16 protein-coding genes are annotated in these 18,365 nt (G+C 44.3%); 8 read left to right on the top strand and 8 right to left on the bottom strand.

The genetic code is table 11. From position 1 onward, the window contains the following. Positions 1-92: 92 nt before the first annotated feature. From DEAC_RS10310 to DEAC_RS10285, 6 genes are read right to left on the bottom strand one after another with little or no spacing between them, the layout of a single operon-like run. Positions 93-341 carry a C40 family peptidase gene (locus DEAC_RS10310; RefSeq protein WP_053006371.1) on the bottom strand — a complete coding sequence of 83 codons (249 nt, stop codon included), beginning with the start codon at positions 339-341 and terminating at the stop codon, positions 93-95. Between the two features lie 14 nt (positions 342-355). After that, the gene (locus DEAC_RS10305) at positions 356-2,071 is read right to left on the bottom strand and encodes a phosphodiester glycosidase family protein (RefSeq protein ID WP_047809961.1); all 1,716 of its coding nucleotides are present in this window, start codon (positions 2,069-2,071) and stop codon (positions 356-358) included. A 54-nt stretch (positions 2,072-2,125) separates the two neighbouring features. Beyond that, the gene (locus tag DEAC_RS10300) at positions 2,126-2,881 is read right to left on the bottom strand and encodes an SDR family oxidoreductase (RefSeq protein ID WP_047809960.1); all 756 of its coding nucleotides are present in this window, start codon (positions 2,879-2,881) and stop codon (positions 2,126-2,128) included. Further along, positions 2,878-4,170 carry an FAD-binding oxidoreductase gene (locus DEAC_RS10295; protein ID WP_047809959.1) on the bottom strand — a complete coding sequence of 431 codons (1,293 nt, stop codon included), beginning with the start codon at positions 4,168-4,170 and terminating at the stop codon, positions 2,878-2,880. The genes DEAC_RS10300 and DEAC_RS10295 overlap by 4 nt, the downstream gene beginning before the upstream one ends. A gap of 35 nt (positions 4,171-4,205) precedes the next feature. Then, on the bottom strand, positions 4,206-5,177 hold the full coding sequence (locus DEAC_RS10290) for a lysylphosphatidylglycerol synthase transmembrane domain-containing protein (RefSeq protein WP_047809958.1): 972 nt from the start codon (positions 5,175-5,177) through the stop codon (positions 4,206-4,208). Further along, positions 5,174-6,046, bottom strand: a complete 873-nt coding sequence (locus DEAC_RS10285; protein ID WP_047809957.1) for a decaprenyl-phosphate phosphoribosyltransferase — start codon at positions 6,044-6,046, stop codon at positions 5,174-5,176. Before DEAC_RS10285 ends, DEAC_RS10290 begins: the two co-directional genes overlap by 4 nt. 434 nt (positions 6,047-6,480) lie before the next feature. On the opposite strand from DEAC_RS10285, the gene DEAC_RS10280 reads away from it, so the two are divergent. From DEAC_RS10280 to DEAC_RS10255, 7 genes are all read left to right on the top strand, one after another. Further along, complete coding sequence (locus DEAC_RS10280) at positions 6,481-7,425, top strand: COG4705 family protein (RefSeq protein ID WP_053006370.1); 945 nt, start codon at positions 6,481-6,483, stop codon at positions 7,423-7,425. A 400-nt stretch (positions 7,426-7,825) separates the two neighbouring features. Then, positions 7,826-8,155: a hypothetical protein gene (locus DEAC_RS22185; protein WP_053006369.1), complete on the top strand. Its 330-nt coding sequence runs from the start codon at positions 7,826-7,828 to the stop codon at positions 8,153-8,155. Then, complete coding sequence (locus DEAC_RS24045) at positions 8,125-8,763, top strand: AEC family transporter (RefSeq protein ID WP_053006368.1); 639 nt, start codon at positions 8,125-8,127, stop codon at positions 8,761-8,763. The genes DEAC_RS22185 and DEAC_RS24045 overlap by 31 nt, the downstream gene beginning before the upstream one ends. Before the next feature lie 404 nt (positions 8,764-9,167). Next, entirely contained in the window at positions 9,168-9,839 is a 672-nt protein-coding gene (locus DEAC_RS10270) for a PsbP-related protein (RefSeq protein WP_047809956.1), read from the top strand. A gap of 1 nt (position 9,840) precedes the next feature. Further along, on the top strand, positions 9,841-10,506 hold the full coding sequence (locus DEAC_RS10265) for an ABC transporter ATP-binding protein (protein ID WP_047809955.1): 666 nt from the start codon (positions 9,841-9,843) through the stop codon (positions 10,504-10,506). After that, on the top strand, positions 10,499-11,164 hold the full coding sequence (locus tag DEAC_RS10260; RefSeq protein ID WP_047809954.1) for an ABC transporter ATP-binding protein: 666 nt from the start codon (positions 10,499-10,501) through the stop codon (positions 11,162-11,164). Before DEAC_RS10265 ends, DEAC_RS10260 begins: the two co-directional genes overlap by 8 nt. Further along, positions 11,158-13,812 carry an ABC transporter permease gene (locus tag DEAC_RS10255; protein ID WP_047809953.1) on the top strand — a complete coding sequence of 885 codons (2,655 nt, stop codon included), beginning with the start codon at positions 11,158-11,160 and terminating at the stop codon, positions 13,810-13,812. Before DEAC_RS10260 ends, DEAC_RS10255 begins: the two co-directional genes overlap by 7 nt. Before the next feature lie 199 nt (positions 13,813-14,011). On the opposite strand, the gene asnB is transcribed toward DEAC_RS10255, so the two are convergent. Then, the gene (asnB, locus tag DEAC_RS10250) at positions 14,012-15,931 is read right to left on the bottom strand and encodes an asparagine synthase (glutamine-hydrolyzing) (protein WP_047809952.1); all 1,920 of its coding nucleotides are present in this window, start codon (positions 15,929-15,931) and stop codon (positions 14,012-14,014) included. Between the two features lie 368 nt (positions 15,932-16,299). Here asnB and DEAC_RS10245 point away from each other — a divergent pair, with 368 nt between their 5' ends. Further along, on the top strand, positions 16,300-16,992 hold the full coding sequence (locus tag DEAC_RS10245; RefSeq protein ID WP_083996055.1) for a zinc dependent phospholipase C family protein: 693 nt from the start codon (positions 16,300-16,302) through the stop codon (positions 16,990-16,992). 161 nt (positions 16,993-17,153) lie between these two features. On the opposite strand, the gene DEAC_RS10240 is transcribed toward DEAC_RS10245, so the two are convergent. After that, entirely contained in the window at positions 17,154-18,245 is a 1,092-nt protein-coding gene (locus DEAC_RS10240) for a cell wall-binding repeat-containing protein (RefSeq protein WP_053006367.1), read from the bottom strand. Between the last annotated feature and the right edge of the window lie 120 nt (positions 18,246-18,365).

The following is an 18,365-nucleotide window of genomic DNA, read 5'->3' as shown; positions in this document are numbered from 1 at the left end:
AACTAACTATGGTCAAACGTTATTACAAAACTATCCTACGCTCTGGTTAATTACCTGACGTAGGATAGTTTTTTTTCTTTGTAAGCGTTTAATCAGTAAGGTGTAAAGGAGTAAATCGTGACACCTTTGTAGATAGTTGCACTGATAAACTGTGAGTTGCCAAGATAAATGCCCACATGGTCAATCGTTCCGCTGCTTAAAAATGAGAAAAAGACTAAATTGCCAGGTTGAAGGTTATTATAGGATACGGCTGAGCCTATATTAGCTTGATCTCGGCTGATACCCACTACATCATTTTTGCAAAATTTGCATTGATAAACTAGTATAGAGATTCTTGACATCGATCTCCTTATTCTTAAGATGGATGTGCAGGCGTTTTAAGAGTTAGATAGAAAAAGTCTCTTGTGTCAGGCGATAAATAGCGGTAGGGTGATCTAGTCATAGAGGGGTCGAGCTTTGTTCCAACCAACGAACCATTGCTGCTGCCGGAAATATGATGCAGGAAATTAAATGTAACCCAATAGCTGTTTATATCAAGCTCCATTGCCCTGATGCTTCCGGCACTAAGTAAAGCATGTGCTAGGGTTTCAGCTGTGAGATTATTACCGGCGGCATAAATAATTTGCCCTTGTCCGTCAATCCCGATGCCAGAGCGCCACACTCGGACAGCATTATTAACTGTTGCGCCCCATTTTGCCTGATCAGAAATAAGGGGATTAAGCTTACCGTTGTCTATCAACATTGGCAGGTTTTGTCTCAGGGAAATCATATTGGTTGTAGAACTTATTTCCTTACCCCAAGAGCCAATATCAATTTTTCCATCCTTATAGATGCAAAAGGTTGCCAGTCCTATTTTTGGCAGCTGATAGAGCTGATTGTCGACCATGAAGCCATAGACTCCATCTCTAGCTTGAAAGCCAGCATTAAAGTCTGCTATCAGATTATTCTGCAGCTGTTCGGACCAAGGTATCATACCGGTTCCATGAATGCCCGTAACCGAGACAGGGTCTTCTGTACCTGCTGTTAGATGAAAATCGACCAGCTTCGGGTTAATTTTCACTAAGCTCGCTTTAATATATGAGCGAGAGGGATCCGGATAGACTATTGACTTTACGAGAGGCGGGCTGTTGTCTGGAACGGGTAATGTCTGAGGCGGCGTTTTGGAGATTGGCAAGGCAGGCTTTTGAGGAATGGCTGCTGCGGTGCCTTCGGCACGGGTTGGGTTACTTTGTTGCTTCCTGTTCTTTACTGAGTAAAATAGACTTGTAAAATTGTCTTTAGTTTGATACCAGGTGTTTTCTAAAAAGGCCACTGTGCTATTGCCCATGATCTGCTTTACCCCTTCGACCAATCGAATAAAGGGTGACGTGTTATCGGAGGGAGGGGCTATATATTGCAAGTCATTAGGCGAACTGCTGGAAACAGTATTCTTATTAATAGTAAGAAAAACATTCGCCGTCTTTCCGGCATTCTCAACCAATCGTACTTTTACTTGATTTTTGTTAACAGGTAGGATACTTGCGTTTTTGACAACGTTAGAAAATGCAAATATATTTTTTTTGTTGTTCTGCAAGTTATAGGCATTAATAGACTGGGGTTGTCCACTAAAGGAGCTGACATAAAACATAAAAGGATACGCCATAGTCAGCGCTGAATCATTGACCTGCGGCCCGTTGCTTAAGGATTCCGGCGGCAGGGTAATGGAATAGCGGCCGTTTTGATATGGTGTTCTAAATACATAGATTTGGTTCGTTTTGCTGACTTTTCGTGCGTTGACCAGTATCTTCTTAATTATTCCATTATTGCCAAGAGCGTAGATGGGCGGAGTGTTGTCTGAAGCATTAGAAGAAACATAGTATTGTTTTGTAGAATCTAATAGCTGGATAAATTGCCTGGCCGTTTCTTTTGAGAGGTTAATGGGAGTCACGGGGTCATAATTATTAATCCGCTGAATTAATGTGGCAGCTATTGTGCCTAATATTGTAAAAAAAATTAATGCTGTCAAAAGAAAACGTTTCAAATTCAATTTGTATCTTCTTCCATTGATTCTCAAGACTCGGCTATTATTCATTCTTTCACCTTCATATTTGATGGAGCTATTTTAAGATGTTTTCGGACATTATCCTCAGAGATTTAGTCTTTTAAAAATACTTTCGGGTATGTGCTGGATAATGAGCATAATCCAGCGCCAGAGATTTGGTAAATAGACAACATTCCTTTTTTTGGCAATGCCTGTTACAATACCGACAGCGATATGATCAGGCTTTGACCATAAGACACCCTTCTTGGCAAAATGAGCGGTCATCGGTGTGTCCACGAAGCCGGGTTTAATAGTGATAACATTGACTCCCCGCCGGACAAGGCGGTTGCGAAGACCTTGCAAAAAGAGGGTAACCATGCCTTTGGCAGAACCATACACATAATTGCTCCCTCGACCGCGATCCCCGGCAACCGAAGTTATCACGGCTAAAGTGCCGTTTCCTTGCGTCTCCAAACGATTAGCTAAGATAATGAGTAAGGCGATGACGCTCAGGGCATTGGTGCGAATCTCTTGCATAGTCAAATCCACAGACTGTTCGCAGGCCTGTTGGTCCGGTAGAGTTCCATGAGCGATGAGTACTATATCTATTCCTCCGAGGGTTTGTTCCGCCTGTGAAAGGAGTGTTTCGTGGAGACTGAATTCGTTTAAATCGGCTATTACCCCTTCAATCGTTTGTTCAAAAGAAACGTTTTGCCGAAGATCGTTGAGAAGCGCCATCAGCTTTTCTTGACTGCGCCCTATCAGAAAAATGCTGTTGCCTTGCTTCGCCCATTGGCGGGCACATGCGCCTGCTATTGCCGATGTAGCGCCAAATATAACAATTCTCTGCCGTTCACTCATTGTGTGACTCTCCTCCAAAAGCTGGATGAAAACTTCGGATCGATGAAGTCGGCAAACTGTTCCCACCGAGGAAAACCATTTTGGAACATTTGAGCTGACATGCGCGCATCTTTTGATGGATTGAGAACACCTTGCGCTTCAGACACAATGGCGTCTAATTCTCTGAATAGACGCAGCGTTGTTTGACCATGATTGGGGAAATCCAGGGCTAGTGTGACGCCCGGGCGAGCAAAGGACATTAAACCTCTCGAAGGTATATTTCCAAAAGTTTTTAGAACGGCAAGGAACGAACCTTGTCCGCTGGCAGCAATCTTTTTCGACATGGCTTTTATTCCGTCCTGAGCGTCCTCCGGCGGCAGAATGCATTGATATTGGAAAAATCCTTTTTTTCCATAGATACGATTCCAATCAAGCACTCCGTCAAGGGGATAAAAAAAGGGCTCGTAATGAGATAATGATGGCATATCCTTGATCGGCTTATGGTAATAAACAGTATTAATCAGTCTCAGACTGAGAGGATTAATTAACGAAAATGACGGGTCAAATGGGAAGCGCAGCGACTTAGGGTGGCGTGGGGGGAACTTATCTGTCTCAGCCGCGTGCTGCCCGGATATATACACACCCCGGCCTTGGCCGCGTCCTGCCGAGAGGCAGTCATACCAGGCAACAGTATAAGGCCAGCGATGCTCGGCCTCGCTATTAATCTCCCAAAATTCATCCAGGCTGGAAAAACGCCGGGACTGGGTTAATATCCAGGGGTTGTTCACAGGGATCAGCTGTATCTCCGCCCAGGTAATCAGGCCTGTCAGCCCTAAGCCGCCAATGGTTGCCGTGAACCAATCTTTGGCCTTCTCCATGCTGCAGACAATTCGCTGTCCATCAGAACGCAGTAATTCCAGACGGATCACGTGGTTGCCGAAGGAGCCGGCACAGTGATGATTTTTGCCATGTACATCGTTGGCGATAGCCCCGCCAATTGTAATAAACTGGGTCCCAGGCGTTACGGGTAAAAACCAATTTTGCGGTACAACCAATTCGAGAATTTCCTTTAGCAAAACCCCGGCTTCACATCGAAGGCGGCCCGTTGTTTGGTCAAAGTGAATAAAATGATTTAATTGTCGTGTATTCAACAGCACTCCATCTTCATTCAGACAGACATCACCATAACTACGGCCGTTTCCGTAGGGGAGACAGAATGACTCAGTGCGTGGTAAGCTGACAAAACCTTCAGATAAGTTAAAGACTCCACGATGCTTTAAACGAGGGAATCGATTCCAGGAAAGATCCATTTGTTGTATACCATCCTTTACAGTAATTTATTGAATTAGTTGCCTGGCTGTTCAGTGCCGGTAACTAGCGCTCGCTTGCCAAGAACTAAAGCTATCACACCTAAAAATACGGCAAACCATAAAGTGGTCAAGCGAATTATAACAGTCGCCGCTATGGCCTGTGTTGCAGGCATTCCATTTATAAGAAGTAAACCAGTCATAACTGCCTCTGTACCGCCAAGCCCTCCCGGCAGGAAACTTATTGCCCCTGCTAATGTTGCCAGCGCATATACATAAAGGGCAAAAAGCAGGCCCGCACTGAACCCTAATTTGTAAAGAAGAAGATAAAAAGCAAATGCTTCAGAGGACCAGGCTAGAAGTGATAAAAACGTTGCACTGAGTAGGATACGCGGACTATGACAGCGCCGCGCTTCTTTGAGAAGTGTTAGCCAACGCCGCTTTACTTTGGATGGGCAGTATATATGTCTGGATAAATTGCCAAGGAATTTTAAAAGGAACTGAGTGTGTGGCAATAAAACACGGCTGATAATCACAGCAACGATTATCAGCGAAATTATCATGAACCAGTGGAGTTGGCGGAATATACCCAGTATTATCAGCAGAAGAATTGCCGACAAATCAGAAATGCGCTCGCTTACAAAAACTGCAATGCTGTCGGAATAGGTCACGCCATAAGTCTTAAGAAAAACACCGCGATACAATTCCCCGGCTTTGCCAGGTGTCATCGTAAGGGCAAAACCTGCTACATAAATCAAAGCACTCAAAGTGGCGGGCAGATTTGCCCCAAGGAACCTAAGGTAGTTTTGCCAGCGAATAATCCGAAGAACATAATTTAGAAGTGAAAGCATTAGGAGCAAACAAAGCCATGTCGGACCGATGGATTGAATGGCAGAGATATATTTTTCTCTATTACTCCATTGGGCAAAGATCAGACAACCCGCCAGCGCTAAAACGAAGAAGAGGACAATGCTGCTTAATTTTCGTTTGCTTAACCCTGATATTCTCATGCTATGATCACCACAGTTACTAGTCCCCAGATTAAAACGGTTACTAATAAGTGGGGGTCTGAATAGAGATCAAGTGCGGTGTCGTTACCCTTACCGCGTCGATGTAATAGAAAGATATAACGAAAAACACCATAAACCACGAAAGGTAGAGTATAGATTAAGGCTGTAGTGCCGTATCGAGCGACCGTTTCTGAATTAACGGTATAAAGGCCATAGCATAGAATGGTGCAGGCGGCACTGACCGCCATAAACTGGTCAATCATCATGGGGCTATAGTCTCTTAGAACCTGTCGCGTTTGATTTTTGGTCTCGGACACCCCATTGTTCTCAAGAGTAAAAAATTCAGCCCGACGCTTGGCAAAGCCCAGGAAGAGGGAGAGCATAAATCCGCAGATCAATAGCCAAGATGAGGGGGCTATGCCTAGGCCGATTGTTCCGGCAAGAATACGCAGCATGAAGCCCATGGAAATAATGAACACATCCAGAACGGCAACTTGTTTTAAGCGAAGCGTGTAAGCGATATTTAATGCTGCATAAATAACAATAAACAACACGACCCATTGTCCCGAAACTGCAGCAAGCGACAAGGCTATTAAAACCAGTCCGCCCGTAATCATCCAGCCGCTTCGAGGGGAAATCAGCCCGCTCGCGAGTGGCCGCGCTTTTTTTGTAGGATGTTGGCGGTCCGCCTCAATATCCAGTAAATCATTAAAAACGTAGATGCTGCTCGCAATAGAACAAAATGCTCCAAAAGTAACACAGGCAAGAAATAAAGTTGCCTGGTCCCATTGTTTAGAAAACATTATACCCAGCAAAACAAAACTATTCTTAATCCATTGATGCGGACGCAATAATCTTAGAAAATTCATTACAACTATAGTTTCCTCCCGGAATTTTTGTTGGATCTGATTCGTGGACGAATTCTTTTAAATCAGTCTAGAGTTTAAACATTAAGAGAGGATTAAATTGTAATTAATAATGGATTAATAAACGAGGCTTAAGCAATAAATGCTTTAGCCTCGTTAAAGATAAAAGAAATGGTCCTGCCACATGGGCTAGCTTGATCCTTACGTCGCTTCTCTCGCTAGTGAATTCCTGAATTTAACAAGAGCCCATAACTTAGACGTCCGCATTATCAATACACCTTTGGATTGACTACTGAGGACCTTCAAAATGGGAGAAGACCTTCTAGGTAACTATAACTATAATTTTTAACCTCGTTGCCAAGATTAGGTTGTAAAATGAGATGAATTACTTAGTTAAATATGTAAAAGGCACCCCAAATAATTAAGGAGATAATCCATTGGATTATCTCCTTAATTATTTGGGTAGAATAGAAAAAAATACATACAAAGGGGCTTTGTCTATGAAGACTAATGGATTTATCAACGATAAAACAAATCTCAATGAAGTAAAACCCTCTCATCCCATAAGAAAGATGCTGAATAAAGTTCCTGAAATTACCATTTTCTTTTGGGTGATCAAGGTTTTGGCAACAACAGTCGGTGAAACAGCCGCTGATTTTTTGAACTCAAACCTAAATTTAGGGTTAACTATGACAACATTTATAATGAGCGGTCTTTTGATGATTACTTTATTCTTTCAGTTTAAATTAAGAAAATACGTGCCAAGTGTATACTGGCTTTCAGTTGTTCTAATTAGTGTTGTCGGCACACTAATAACCGATAACCTTGTGGACCATTTTGGAGTACCTTTAGAAATAACGACTACCGTGTTTTCTGTGGCTCTCATCGCAACTTTTGTTGCTTGGTATGCCAATGAAAAGACATTATCAATTCATTCCATCTACACAACTAAAAGAGAGGCCTTTTATTGGTCAGCAATTCTCTTTACTTTTGCCCTGGGGACTGCGGCTGGCGATCTTATAGCAGAGCAGCTTAATCTAGGTTATTGGAGATCAGCCCTTATGTTTGTTGGTTTAATAGGGGTAGTAACATTTGCTTTCTATCGCTTGAAGATTAATTCAGTTCTTGCATTCTGGATTGCTTATATATTAACCCGTCCTCTTGGGGCATCCTTAGGTGATTTTCTTTCACAATCCCGAACTGCTGGCGGGCTTTCTTTAGGAACAATTGATACCAGTTCAATATTTCTCATCGCAATATTGAGCATTGTAATTTTCCTAACTATAACAAAGAGAGATCAGAACCTTATTGCTGTTGGTGAGAATATCGGTAATGTAACAAGTTCCGAATTAAATGAAACAGAGCAAACAGATAACCTCTGAGCATTTGGTTAAAGAAAGGCAATAATATGGTGATGGGATTGTCGTGGCGGTGTTAACGATACTCATAGTCATATTCGTCGTTTATTTATCGGTGACACTCAAGGATGTCCAACAGTTGGAGGATTAGTTCTATTGAATCACATACTATAGATCTTAGATAAAATACAATCAATATAACAAGATAGCCCTCCTTTACGGAGGGTTTTTATTGTCCAGTTATATTCTACTGATCGGAGTTAGGTGTTCGATTAAATTTAAAAGTTTGCAGTTATGGCAATAACTATAAAACTTTAATACTTAATACTTAATATGCAGCATAGTTCTAAACATACGGCCAAAGTATCAAGGATTGAGGAAAGTAAAAGTATGGGTTGTTGATAGAGAAATTTGGAGTAAGATTATGGATATTATTCAAAAAATGTTCTCTTTTGTGACTGATATTATATTGCCCATACTTATTGGGCATAAACTTCAGAAATGGAAGAATGTTTTGCCAGAATTATTTGATCAAATGATATTCCTAAACCTATTTGTAGTGTCTACATTTCTAAACGTATTAAGTTTTTGGAAAATCCAATTGAATCCGGAATTGATATGGATTCCAATTTTAGGGCTTCTTATTCACTTTATCCCTGGTGTATTTGCCTATCTAACAGCTAAATTTACTTATAGAAATCCATTAGAACAAGGAAGTTATAATTGTCAACCTTGTTATCAAATATTGGAGTGATTGGTGCTATCTCTGTTTATATTTTATTCCGAGAAAAGGGGTATGCGCTCGCACAATTGGTAATGCTCCCTTCACATATTATCCTTTATATGTTTTGTTTTCCGATGGCTCAATATTATTACCAGGCAAGCAAAAACAAAGTCTCACGACTAGCTCTTAAAGATGTTATCTTTACTCCGAAACAAGTTCCGGTTTTAGGGATCCTATTAGGGTTTTTGCTTAATGTATTTAAGTATCCTCGGCTTATGATATTTGGAAATATCTTTAATTACATAATTCATATTCGATCTTGGTTGTATTTGCTTCCCATAGGGTATTCATTAAATTATAGTCAAATGAGGGAATATTGGCATAATATCTGGAAATTGATAACTATTAAATTTTTAGTAACGCCCATTGTCGTTTATCTTATTGCTAGAAGATTAATCTCAGATCCCGAATTCCTGAAGATTATGTTAATTCTCTCATGTTCTCCGACGGCAATAAATGCGGTTGTGACAGCCAAACTACATAAACTCAATGTTAATTTGGCTATGGCCGCTTTTATTTCAACGACAATTGTTTATTTAGTGATTATTTATCCGGGACTACTTCTAATTGTTCGTTAAGTCTGTATTTAGAAGGTGGTGGGAAGGGTGCGAAGTCGCCCTGTTATTGTGCTAATACGCCACTTTTATCGGTATTTCTCTGTTTGTTTACAATAATTTTATTACTTTCGAGCTCGGTTAAATTTATTGCCGTTTTGGGAGATGGCCGAAAGAAAAAACAATTGTAATTGATGCCGGACATGGTCTTGAAGTCTTCGGCGTTATTGATCGACTCCCACTTCCATAAGTGGGAGGGGCTCACGTTCACTCATCATATTATTTAACTGGATTCCAACGGGAGTCCAGTTTTTTCTTTATCCATTTTAAATCCTTCGTTCATCGTTCTTTAATCTGTCAATGATAAATTAAATCCGAAAGGAGACGATGCAAACAATGGAAAACTATCGAGAAGCAAGGAGGTACTTATGTCTAAATCAATAGGATTGGTCATTGCTGTTGCTGCGATTTCGATGACTGCGTTACTCGGCGGCTGCGGAACGAATAGTTCTCCGGCTCCCCACATGGCCCCCAAAGTTACGGCGTCTGTAAATAACACCGGTACAACTCAGCCGTCGCAAAGTGCTGCCGTGACAGGATCAAGCTCGGAAAAACCTGTGGCACCGGAAAAAAATCCGACAGGTGATATTCCGGATACGCAAGCTTTTGTAAAGTATACTTCCTCTTCGGGCGGGTATGATCTTGTCGTGCCGGAAGGATGGGGACGCACGATTAAGGGCAGTGATGTTTTATTCCAGGATAAATTGAATGGTGTGCAGGTTGTTGTTAGCCAAGAATCATCCCAGCCTACTGTAGCGAGCGTGAATAGAAATCAGGCGGCGGAACTGCAGAAAACAGGAAGGGCCGTCACCATCAAAAGCGTGAAACAAGTGCATTTATCCGGCGGTACGGCAATTTTAATGACGTATGACTCGAATTCCGACCCTGATCCGGTAACCGGTAAGCAGGTAAGATTGGAGAACAATCGCTATCTCTTTTATAAGAATGGCAAGCTGGCAGCTTTAACCCTTTGGGCACCGCAGGGCGCTGATAATGTGGACCAGTGGAACCGGATGTCTGCAAGCTTTACGTGGAGGTAATATGAGAATCATTGACGCGTTTGATCTCTATCGCTTTTATCATACCGGAGAGGAAGAAACCCTGGCCTTACGCGGAGCAAATATCCATGTGGATTCCGGCGAAATTGTGGCTGTGATGGGACCTTCCGGGAGCGGGAAATCGACCTTGATGGCTTGTCTGGCCGGCTTGGATGAACCGGACGGCGGATATGTGGAATTACTAGGCAAACGTATTACCAGAAGACCGGAAGCGGAACGAGCTGCTATTCGTGCTCAAGAGATAGGAATCGTACTTCAGTCAGGAAATCTATTCAATCATCTGTCTGTGGAAGAGAATATTCGTTTGCAAATGCAATTGGGACACAAAGTCGATGAAGAACGTCTGACCTTGCTTTTGAATCAGGTTGGCTTAGATAAACGGCGGGAGTCCCGCCCTTCTCGGATTTCCGGCGGGGAACTTGCCAGAGCTGCTCTGGCCGTAGCTCTCGCCAACAGCCCGAAGGTACTCATGGCTGATGAGCCGACAGGTGAAGTCGATGCAGAGACGGAGAAAAAGATTTTGGATCTCTTCGAAAATTACCGCCAGAACGGTGGTGCTGCAATCATAGCAACTCATAGTGAAGCCTTGGCAGCTCACGCTAATCGCATTCTCAGGGTATTTGACGGGAGGATTGTTAAGTATGATTGAGTCCCTCGTTGAACTGCAAAACATTGGTAAGATTTATTGGCGCGGAGATGCAGAGGAGACTGCCTTAGTATCGGCAACTTGTTCTGTAAAACCAGGGGATCGAATTGCTCTGGTAGGTCCTTCCGGCAGCGGCAAGTCCACCTTGCTGCATCTGATGGGAGGGTTGGATCAACCAAGCACAGGGAGTATCTCCTGGCCAGGATTAGGAACATGCGAGAATCTTCGTCCGCAAAAAGTTAGTTATATTTTTCAGATGCAGAGTTTACTGCCGCCGCTGACCGTGGTGGAAAATGTTGAACTGCCGCTGCTTCTGGGACAAATTGAAGCAACCAAAGCCCGCAAAGCTGCCTTAGAAACTCTGAATAGGATGAGGCTGAATACCATTGCCGATAAGCTTCCCGAGGAACTTTCCGGTGGTCAGGCCCAGCGCGTGGCGGTAGCTCGAGCCTTGGCCTCCCGGCCGCAGCTTATTTTGGCTGATGAACCAACGGGTCAGCTGGATCATCCCACAGCTCAACATTTGTTTGACGTACTGCTTGACTCACTGGAAGGATCTGAAACGGCCCTGGTGGTAGCAACTCATGATCAGGCCATTGCCGAGCGGATGAATACAATCTGGCAGATGCAGCACGGTGTGATGGAGGTAGTGACATGTTGAGAACATGGTTTAAGGGGATTTTAACGTATCGTCCAGGACGTTTGCTGGGTTCTATCAGCGGCGTTGCGCTTACCGTCGCCTTGCTGGCTTCTTTGGGAGCTTTTATTGCTTCTGCCGGTGCTTCGATGACCCAGCGAGCTGTCCAAGAGGTTCCTGCAGACTGGCAAATTCAACTTTCCCATCCTTCGGATGCCAAGGCCGTTAAAGCGGCTGTCGGTAAGGCAACGCCCTATACGGCTTTAGAACAAGTAGGATATGCTGATGTCAAAGGATTAATCGCCACTGCCGGCGGGACTGTGCAAACAACGGGGCCAGGCAAAGTGCTGGGAATCAGTGCAGCCTACCGCGCCAACTTTCCCCTGGAATTTCGGCAGCTTGTGGGGGCGAATCAGGGCGTGCTTGTTGCCCAGCAAACAGCAGCAAACTTACATGTCAAGCCGGGTGATCGGGTGAGCATTGAAAGAGTCGGGCTGCCTCCCAGTGAGGTAATTGTGGATGGCGTTGTGGATCTCCCTAACGCAGATTCCCTCTTTCAAGCCATCGGCTTGCCGGCGGGAGCAGCACCACAAGCTCCCCCAGATAATGTACTTCTGCTTCCCGATGCTCAGTGGCAAAGAATTTTTGGACCGCAGGCTGCGGTGCGGCCTGATTCTGTACATACCCAATTTCATGTCCGAATTGGCCATGTTTTACCGGCTGATCCCGCTGCCGCCAATCAATTTGTGCAGCAATTGGCGCACAGTCTGGAAGCCAGAATCGTCGGCCGGGGCATCGTAGGGAATATTTTGGCGACCCGCCTCGGGAGTGTTCAAGCGGATGCGGCTTATGGCAACGTACTCTTTTTGTTTTTGGGTTTGCCGGGGGCTATTCTGGCTGTTCTGCTAACCATGGCTATTGCGTCATCAGGAGCGAATCGACGGCGTAAGGAACAAGCTCTGCTGAGGATAAGAGGAGCCTCTGTGCAGACCATTATAGGGCTGGAGGCTATTGAAGCTCTGATTGTGGCGCTTGGAGGTGTGGTACTCGGTAATGTTCTGACCCTTGCGATTCATAGGATGTTTCTGCCGGGAAATGAACTGATAGGCAAAAGTGCTTTGTTCTGGACCGTAAGTGCATCCCTTATGGGTTTCGCCTTAGCCATCGCTGCCATTCTCTATCCTGCTTGGAAAGAGATACACCACTCCACCGTAGTGTCGGCGCAAGCGACAGTAGGCCGAGGGCGCAAAGCTCTATGGCAGAAAGTTTATTTGGATATTCTCCTGTTGGTTATCTCCGGGGTTGAGTTTTGGCGAACGGCTAGTACAGGTTATCAGGTCGTTCTGGCTCCGGAAGGGATCACGACAACGTCGGTGAATTATGAAGCCTTTGTGGCTCCCTTGTGTTTTTGGCTTGGCGCAGTTTTATTTTCGACTCGCTTTCTGGAAGGATGGATGTCCGGAGGGCGCAAGATACTGGCACGGATGCTTAATCCTGTTGCCCGTGAGCTTTCCGGAGTGGTGTCATCATCATTATCCCGGCAAAGATTACTTATTGTCCGCGGGATTATCTTAGTAGCGTTAGCGGTATCCTTTGCCGTATCGACGGCGGTTTTCAATACCACATACAATGCCCAGTCTCATGTTGATGCTGAATTGACGAATGGTGCTGATGTAACCGTTACCGGTTCAATAATGTCCGCCCCCAGTACGCGATTCGGAGAATTACAAGCGTTGCCCGGGGTTGCTGCTATCCAGCCGATGCAGCATCGTTTGGTCTATGTAGGCAACGATTTACAGGATATGTACGGCATTGATCCGCAAACTATCGGTCAAGCAACGAATATTGCCAATGCTTATTTTGTGGGAGGAAACGCCCAGGGAACTTTGGCGAAGTTATCCAAACAACCGGACGGAGTTTTGGTCTCGGAAGAAACGGTAAAAGATTACCAACTTAAACTCGGTGATAAGATTAATCTTCGTCTCCAGAATATTAAAGATCATCAGTATCATGTAGTACCGTTTCATTTTATCGGGATTGTCCGGGAATTTCCCACGGCACCGAAAGACTCATTTTTGGTGGCCAATAGGAGTTATATTGGGCAGGAAACCGGATCAGATGCCTCAGAAATTGTTTTGATGCGGGCAAAGGGGAATCCTGAGGCCCTTGCTTCCCGGGCAAAAACTGTGGTAAGTTCATTGGCCGGTGCCAAGGTGACTGATATTAATTCCACTCAACGTACGATCAGTTCCGGTTTGACGGCTGTGGATCTGCATGGACTTACGCGGTTGGAATTGGGATTTGCCGTTTTGTTGGCCGCAGCCTCAACGGGTCTGATCCTAGCTCTCGGTCTGGCTGAACGGCGGCGGACCTTGGCTGTACTCGCCGCTTTAGGAGCTAAGAAGAGACAGCTCGGAGCATTTGTTTGGAGTGAAGGCCTTGTTATCTTAACGGGGGGCAGCCTTTTGGGTGTCATATTGGGCCTTGGGGTGGCCGAAATGTTGGTCAAGGTGCTGACGGGAGTTTTCGACCCTCCGCCTGAGGTTCTCTCTATACCTTGGGGTTATCTGGTATTATTGGCGGCAGCAGCAATTTCTTCCACGGCAGCCGCAATTTTCGGTACAAACCGTCTATTTCACCGGCCGGCAATTGAGGAGATGCGTGGTCTCTAACTGATTTATAGAGTGCGAACCCCAGTCGGCGCGTTTAAAAAAACGAAACCTACAGTCAAAGATTAGTGAATAAATCTTAGCTGTAGGTTTCGTTATGCTGTCAGAAAGTATGAGTTCGATGAATGCTTTCTGCAGCTTAACTGCCGCTTTATAATAATAAAGTACAGGTTTTTGAAGTGCTAACTTGAGTAAGGGAACTCTAAATTGCCCCTCCGCCCATTTTGGGGATTCTATTTTTTTCTGCACTCGGTTTCAAACAGATGTTATTTTGTGTTTGCTGCCAGAACGTTAAGTACACTTCCAACACGTAGAGGGCCCAGATGAGGCGGGATGAATGGGAAGAGTCGGCTTGAAGCATTTTTTCGATTTTTTGCGGCTGGAAAAATTCCCGCAGGCGGGCCCCAGGGTCTAATAACACGTTCTTTACATCCGGTTTCAGTTCGTCCATTAACCAGGCCGTGAGGGGTACCGGAAATCCGTTTTTCGGCAGGGTTACCATCTCTTTAGGTAAGGAGCCTGCCAAGGCCCTGCGTAAGACAACCTTGCTTTCTTTGGGAGTGACTTTGTAGGGAAGGGGAAAACTCATGCCCAATTCAACAAGTTCATGATCCAAATAGGGCAGCCGTATTTCCAAACCGTGCTGCATGGTCATTTTATCCGATTTCATCAGGGTATTTTCCGGCAGCCATGAGCACATGTCAAATTGCAGCATTCGTTCTTCCTCAGGCAGTAGATCATCTTCCAGAAGGTGTTGATTGAGGAAATAGGATTTTTCTTCTGCCAGTGCGGAGAGCATCTTTGTCGTATAAAGGGATTGTTTTTGCGAGAAACGCAGAAGTCCTCCAACTCCAAAGTAACGTTCGCTCAGTGAGAGGGAGAAACGTTCTGTCTTTTGAGGGAAAACATGTTCCAGGACGTTTCGGGTCCAATTCGGAAGCTGATGATAGCGGCGGAAGTTTGACGGCTCAAGATAGGTGCTGTACCCGCCAAATAACTCATCCGCACCTTCTCCTGAGAAGACAACCTTTTCTCCACGCGAAGAGGCATATTCGCTAAGGAAATAGAGCGGAATTGCCGTCGGATCGGCAATTGGCTCATCCATGGCGGTTAAAATTTGCCCAAGGCGCTGCTGAACCTCAGCGAATGGGACAACTCTTTCGTAATGTTGGGTCTGTAAAGCTTTGGCTGCATTACGAGCTTGATCTAATTCTGAATAATAACGAAAATCCCGCGTGTGATGAGGACGTTCAAAGCCAATGGCGTAAGTACGCGCCTGTTCATTACAGAGGAGCTGGTGCATAGCTATTAAGCCGCTTGAATCTAAGCCGCCGCTGAAATAAAATGCTGCTTGGACTTCATCCGGCCAGCGGATTTGCAGGGCTTCTTTTAAGGTAGTGTGTACGAGCTCACTTGCCTCTTTTAAGGAAATTTCTTTTTTTACGTTTGGTAACAGCCAAAAGGTTTTCGTTCGAACTTGCAGTTCGCCTTTTTTATAAGTTACCAATAAAGCTGTTCCCGGCGGAACTTTGTAGATACCTTTAAAAATTGTGTTAGGTGCCGGAACATACCGATAACTTAAATATTGATCCACAGCTTGAACATTAATAACCGGTTTCTCCGTTCCTATAAGCAAGGCCCCGAGTTCTGAAGCAAATGCCAAACTCTCAGAATTATAGCGGACATACAATGGCTTCACACCTAAACGATCGCGAACGAGCAATAAGCGGCGGAGCCGTTCATCCCAAAGGGCAATGGCGAAAGTCCCCCTTAATTTTGCGGGAAAATCCAAACCATATTCCTCATAAAGGTGTGCCAGGACCTCTCCATCTCCAGCTTGCTGCAGGAAATGTCCGCGGCTGACCAGATCGTCCCGCAATTCTTTGTAATTATAGATTTCACCGTTAAAAATAACACGGATCCGCTTGTCCTCGTTCGTAAGGGGTTGGTGCCCTCCCTTTATATCCACAATAGCTAACCGGCGAAACCCGAAGGCAAGAGTCGGCGAAACATAAAAGGCTTCTTCATCAGGGCCGCGATGCTTCATAATTCGCGTCATCTGCTTGAGCCGGGGAACGTCAATATATTTGGCTGGGCCAAACAGCCCACATATACCACACATAAAACCATAATACCTCCAAGATAAAATTATACTCATTATTAGAATTCCCAATTTTCCGAGGGTTAAACTACAAATCTTGCAGTTGCTTCTGATCGTTAAAGAGTGAACTATATCAAAAGGCCAAAAGGAGAAAGAACTTTCAGAGTTCATTTTTCTTTTGGCCTTTTGATAAGCTTGATCCTTACAAAAGTTTTTTCTGTTTTACAAAGTTTAAAGATAAATTTAAGGTTAATTAAAGGTTTATATAGTATCCTTCAATATGAAGATAAAGGTTGAACATAGTCTTAAGACTATGGCTAATTCAAAAACTAGTGGATAAAATTTTATCATTATAACATAGAGATTAAACAGAGATAGGAGTGCTATAGTTGCCTATACTGTCGGAACAAACATTCAACAGAGTAACAAAAGTTTTGCTGGCTCCAGTTAGTCCATTGCAAATTTTTTTAGATACGCCGAGTCCGACTCATGGTTACTGTTTGCAGCAAGCTTATGATGTCCTTAGACAAGATGGTAAAGAAGAGGTGGCTGCTTACTTTCATCCCTATGATGATGACCTTCAGGAAGGACTTTCCTGGGCAGATCGGGGCTGGAAAAATATTTGCCATTATTATTATGATCATGAAAAACAAGGGAAAGTGCACTGGCCGGGAGCTGATGCTGAATGTCAATATTATTTCAACAAAGCTGCTGCTGCGTTTCAACGCAACATATCGAAAGGTATGTTCTATTTAGGTGCCGCTTTACACATCGTCCAAGATATGTGCGTACCTCATCATGCGCTGGGCGTGATCTTTGACGGGCATCAAGAGTTCGAACGATGGACAAGAAATAATCTGGAGTGCTTTACTTTCAAGGAAAATGGAATTTATAAACCATTTACTCACCCAACGCAATGGATTAAACATAACGTTGAAATAGCTTCACATTTTTATCATCTTGTTTCACAAGAGAATGGCTGCAGCGAAGAGAGCTATAACACAGCGGCCGGAAAGCTCGTGCCCTTAACTGTATTTACAACAGCCGGTTTCTTAGACTTTGCTAAGCGTTTTCTCCAATGAGAGTAAAAATATACTGTGGACTAAACTGAAGACGAGCAAAAGGGCTGTCCTGCGCACAATGCATTAAGCGTCCCTTTATAAATAACAAAACCCTGCATAAATAGTGGTTTAAATCATCCACTTATATGCAGGGTTTTGTTTATAAAAACGATTACGGTGGGTTAGTTGCTGATTGGGAGCTGTATAGCACTGCTGGTTGTTGATGTGGGAGGAGTCGTATTCGTATCTCCAGTACCCAAACGTAAATTGACTCTATCGACGACCCAATCCGGCAGACCGACAGTTCCTCCCAGAACATTGACTTGCGGAGCGGCTCCGGTATTATGCAGGGTTATGAGATAATCCCGTATTGACGCAGGGAGATGACCCGCTTTAGGATCAACTAATAGGATCGGCGCATTATTTTGAGCAGCTAAGGTACTGCCGGAAAGGGCATCGGCAAAATCGAAACCGTTAGCTAGATAGATTTGCGTTGGATTTGGGTAAAACTTATACAGGATTTGCGATAACGTTTCAAAGCGATCCTGTCCGCCAAATCTTTGAATTTGGGCGTTAGGGGCGGTGCTTTGAAGTTCTGTTTGAATGGAATTGTGTAAGACAAATGTCCCGCCGACGATATAGATGTTGGATGGTTGATCTGAGGTGACGAAATCTTTCACACTCTGAGACAGATGGTTTGGTCCGCTTAAGAGGATTGGCCATCCCTTGCTGGCAGCAACTGAAGCGACACCTAAAGCATCAGGGAAATCATAGCCGCTGGCAATGACGATCGGAGATCCTGTTGTAACATTGAGACTCTTGACAATAAGGGCATCTGTCGCAAAACGATCGTTGCCGCCCAATCGTGTCACAGTATATCCGGCATTTAACAACCAGTTTTCGATTTTACGCGGAACAACTGCGGCGCCGCCAACAATGGTGACGGTCCCTCCGGATGTCATATGACTTTTAATAAAGTTCAAACTGGCTAGTGAGTCGTGCATAGTCGTGCCTACCAGGATAATGGGGGCTTGCTGCTTTGCCGCCAGCGTACTGGCAGCCAAAGCATCCGGAAAACTATAAGCAGAAGCAAGAATAACATTTTGCACGTGCTGTCCCTGAAATTCTTTACGAGCAATGGCTATGGATGTTTGGAAGCGGTCTTGCCCGGAAAAACGATTGTATTTTGGAGCAGCTTGGACGCTTCCGACAAATGAAAAGAGAAGCAGGGCACATGTGGTGATGACTGTGGCTAATTTTATGTTCTTCTTCATTATTTTCCTCCTCAATTTAGACTATAAGTAAGATGGCTGGTAAAATTAATAATTCTATAGGCTATCCCTCCCAGTTCTGTTGATTACATTAGCGTTTACTTTTAGGGTTTGAGTTGAAAG

The sequence above is a fragment of the Desulfosporosinus acididurans genome (genome assembly GCF_001029285.1).
In the GTDB taxonomy this organism is placed as follows: Bacteria; Bacillota; Desulfitobacteriia; order Desulfitobacteriales; family Desulfitobacteriaceae; genus Desulfosporosinus; species Desulfosporosinus acididurans.
The sequence above is the reverse complement of the archived record's forward strand: the minus strand, read 5'-3'. Positions and strand labels throughout refer to the sequence as shown.

Bases quoted from the DNA above. Each gene is read 5' to 3' on its own strand.
- DEAC_RS10290 (WP_047809958.1), bottom strand. From the start codon at position 5,177: ATGAGAATATCAGGGTTAAGCAAACGAAAATTAAGCAGCATTGTCCTC.
- DEAC_RS10295 (WP_047809959.1), bottom strand. From the start codon at position 4,170: ATGGATCTTTCCTGGAATCGATTCCCTCGTTTAAAGCATCGTGGAGTC.
- DEAC_RS10310 (WP_053006371.1), bottom strand. From the start codon at position 341: ATGTCAAGAATCTCTATACTAGTTTATCAATGCAAATTTTGCAAAAAT.
- DEAC_RS10260 (WP_047809954.1), top strand. From the start codon at position 10,499: ATGATTGAGTCCCTCGTTGAACTGCAAAACATTGGTAAGATTTATTGG.
- DEAC_RS10305 (WP_047809961.1), bottom strand. From the start codon at position 2,071: ATGAATAATAGCCGAGTCTTGAGAATCAATGGAAGAAGATACAAATTG.
- DEAC_RS10270 (WP_047809956.1), top strand. From the start codon at position 9,168: ATGTCTAAATCAATAGGATTGGTCATTGCTGTTGCTGCGATTTCGATG.
- DEAC_RS10285 (WP_047809957.1), bottom strand. From the start codon at position 6,046: ATGAATTTTCTAAGATTATTGCGTCCGCATCAATGGATTAAGAATAGT.
- DEAC_RS22185 (WP_053006369.1), top strand. From the start codon at position 7,826: ATGGATATTATTCAAAAAATGTTCTCTTTTGTGACTGATATTATATTG.
- DEAC_RS10240 (WP_053006367.1), bottom strand. From the start codon at position 18,245: ATGAAGAAGAACATAAAATTAGCCACAGTCATCACCACATGTGCCCTG.
- DEAC_RS10300 (WP_047809960.1), bottom strand. From the start codon at position 2,881: ATGAGTGAACGGCAGAGAATTGTTATATTTGGCGCTACATCGGCAATA.
- DEAC_RS10265 (WP_047809955.1), top strand. From the start codon at position 9,841: ATGAGAATCATTGACGCGTTTGATCTCTATCGCTTTTATCATACCGGA.
- asnB (WP_047809952.1), bottom strand. From the start codon at position 15,931: ATGTGTGGTATATGTGGGCTGTTTGGCCCAGCCAAATATATTGACGTT.
- DEAC_RS10255 (WP_047809953.1), top strand. From the start codon at position 11,158: ATGTTGAGAACATGGTTTAAGGGGATTTTAACGTATCGTCCAGGACGT.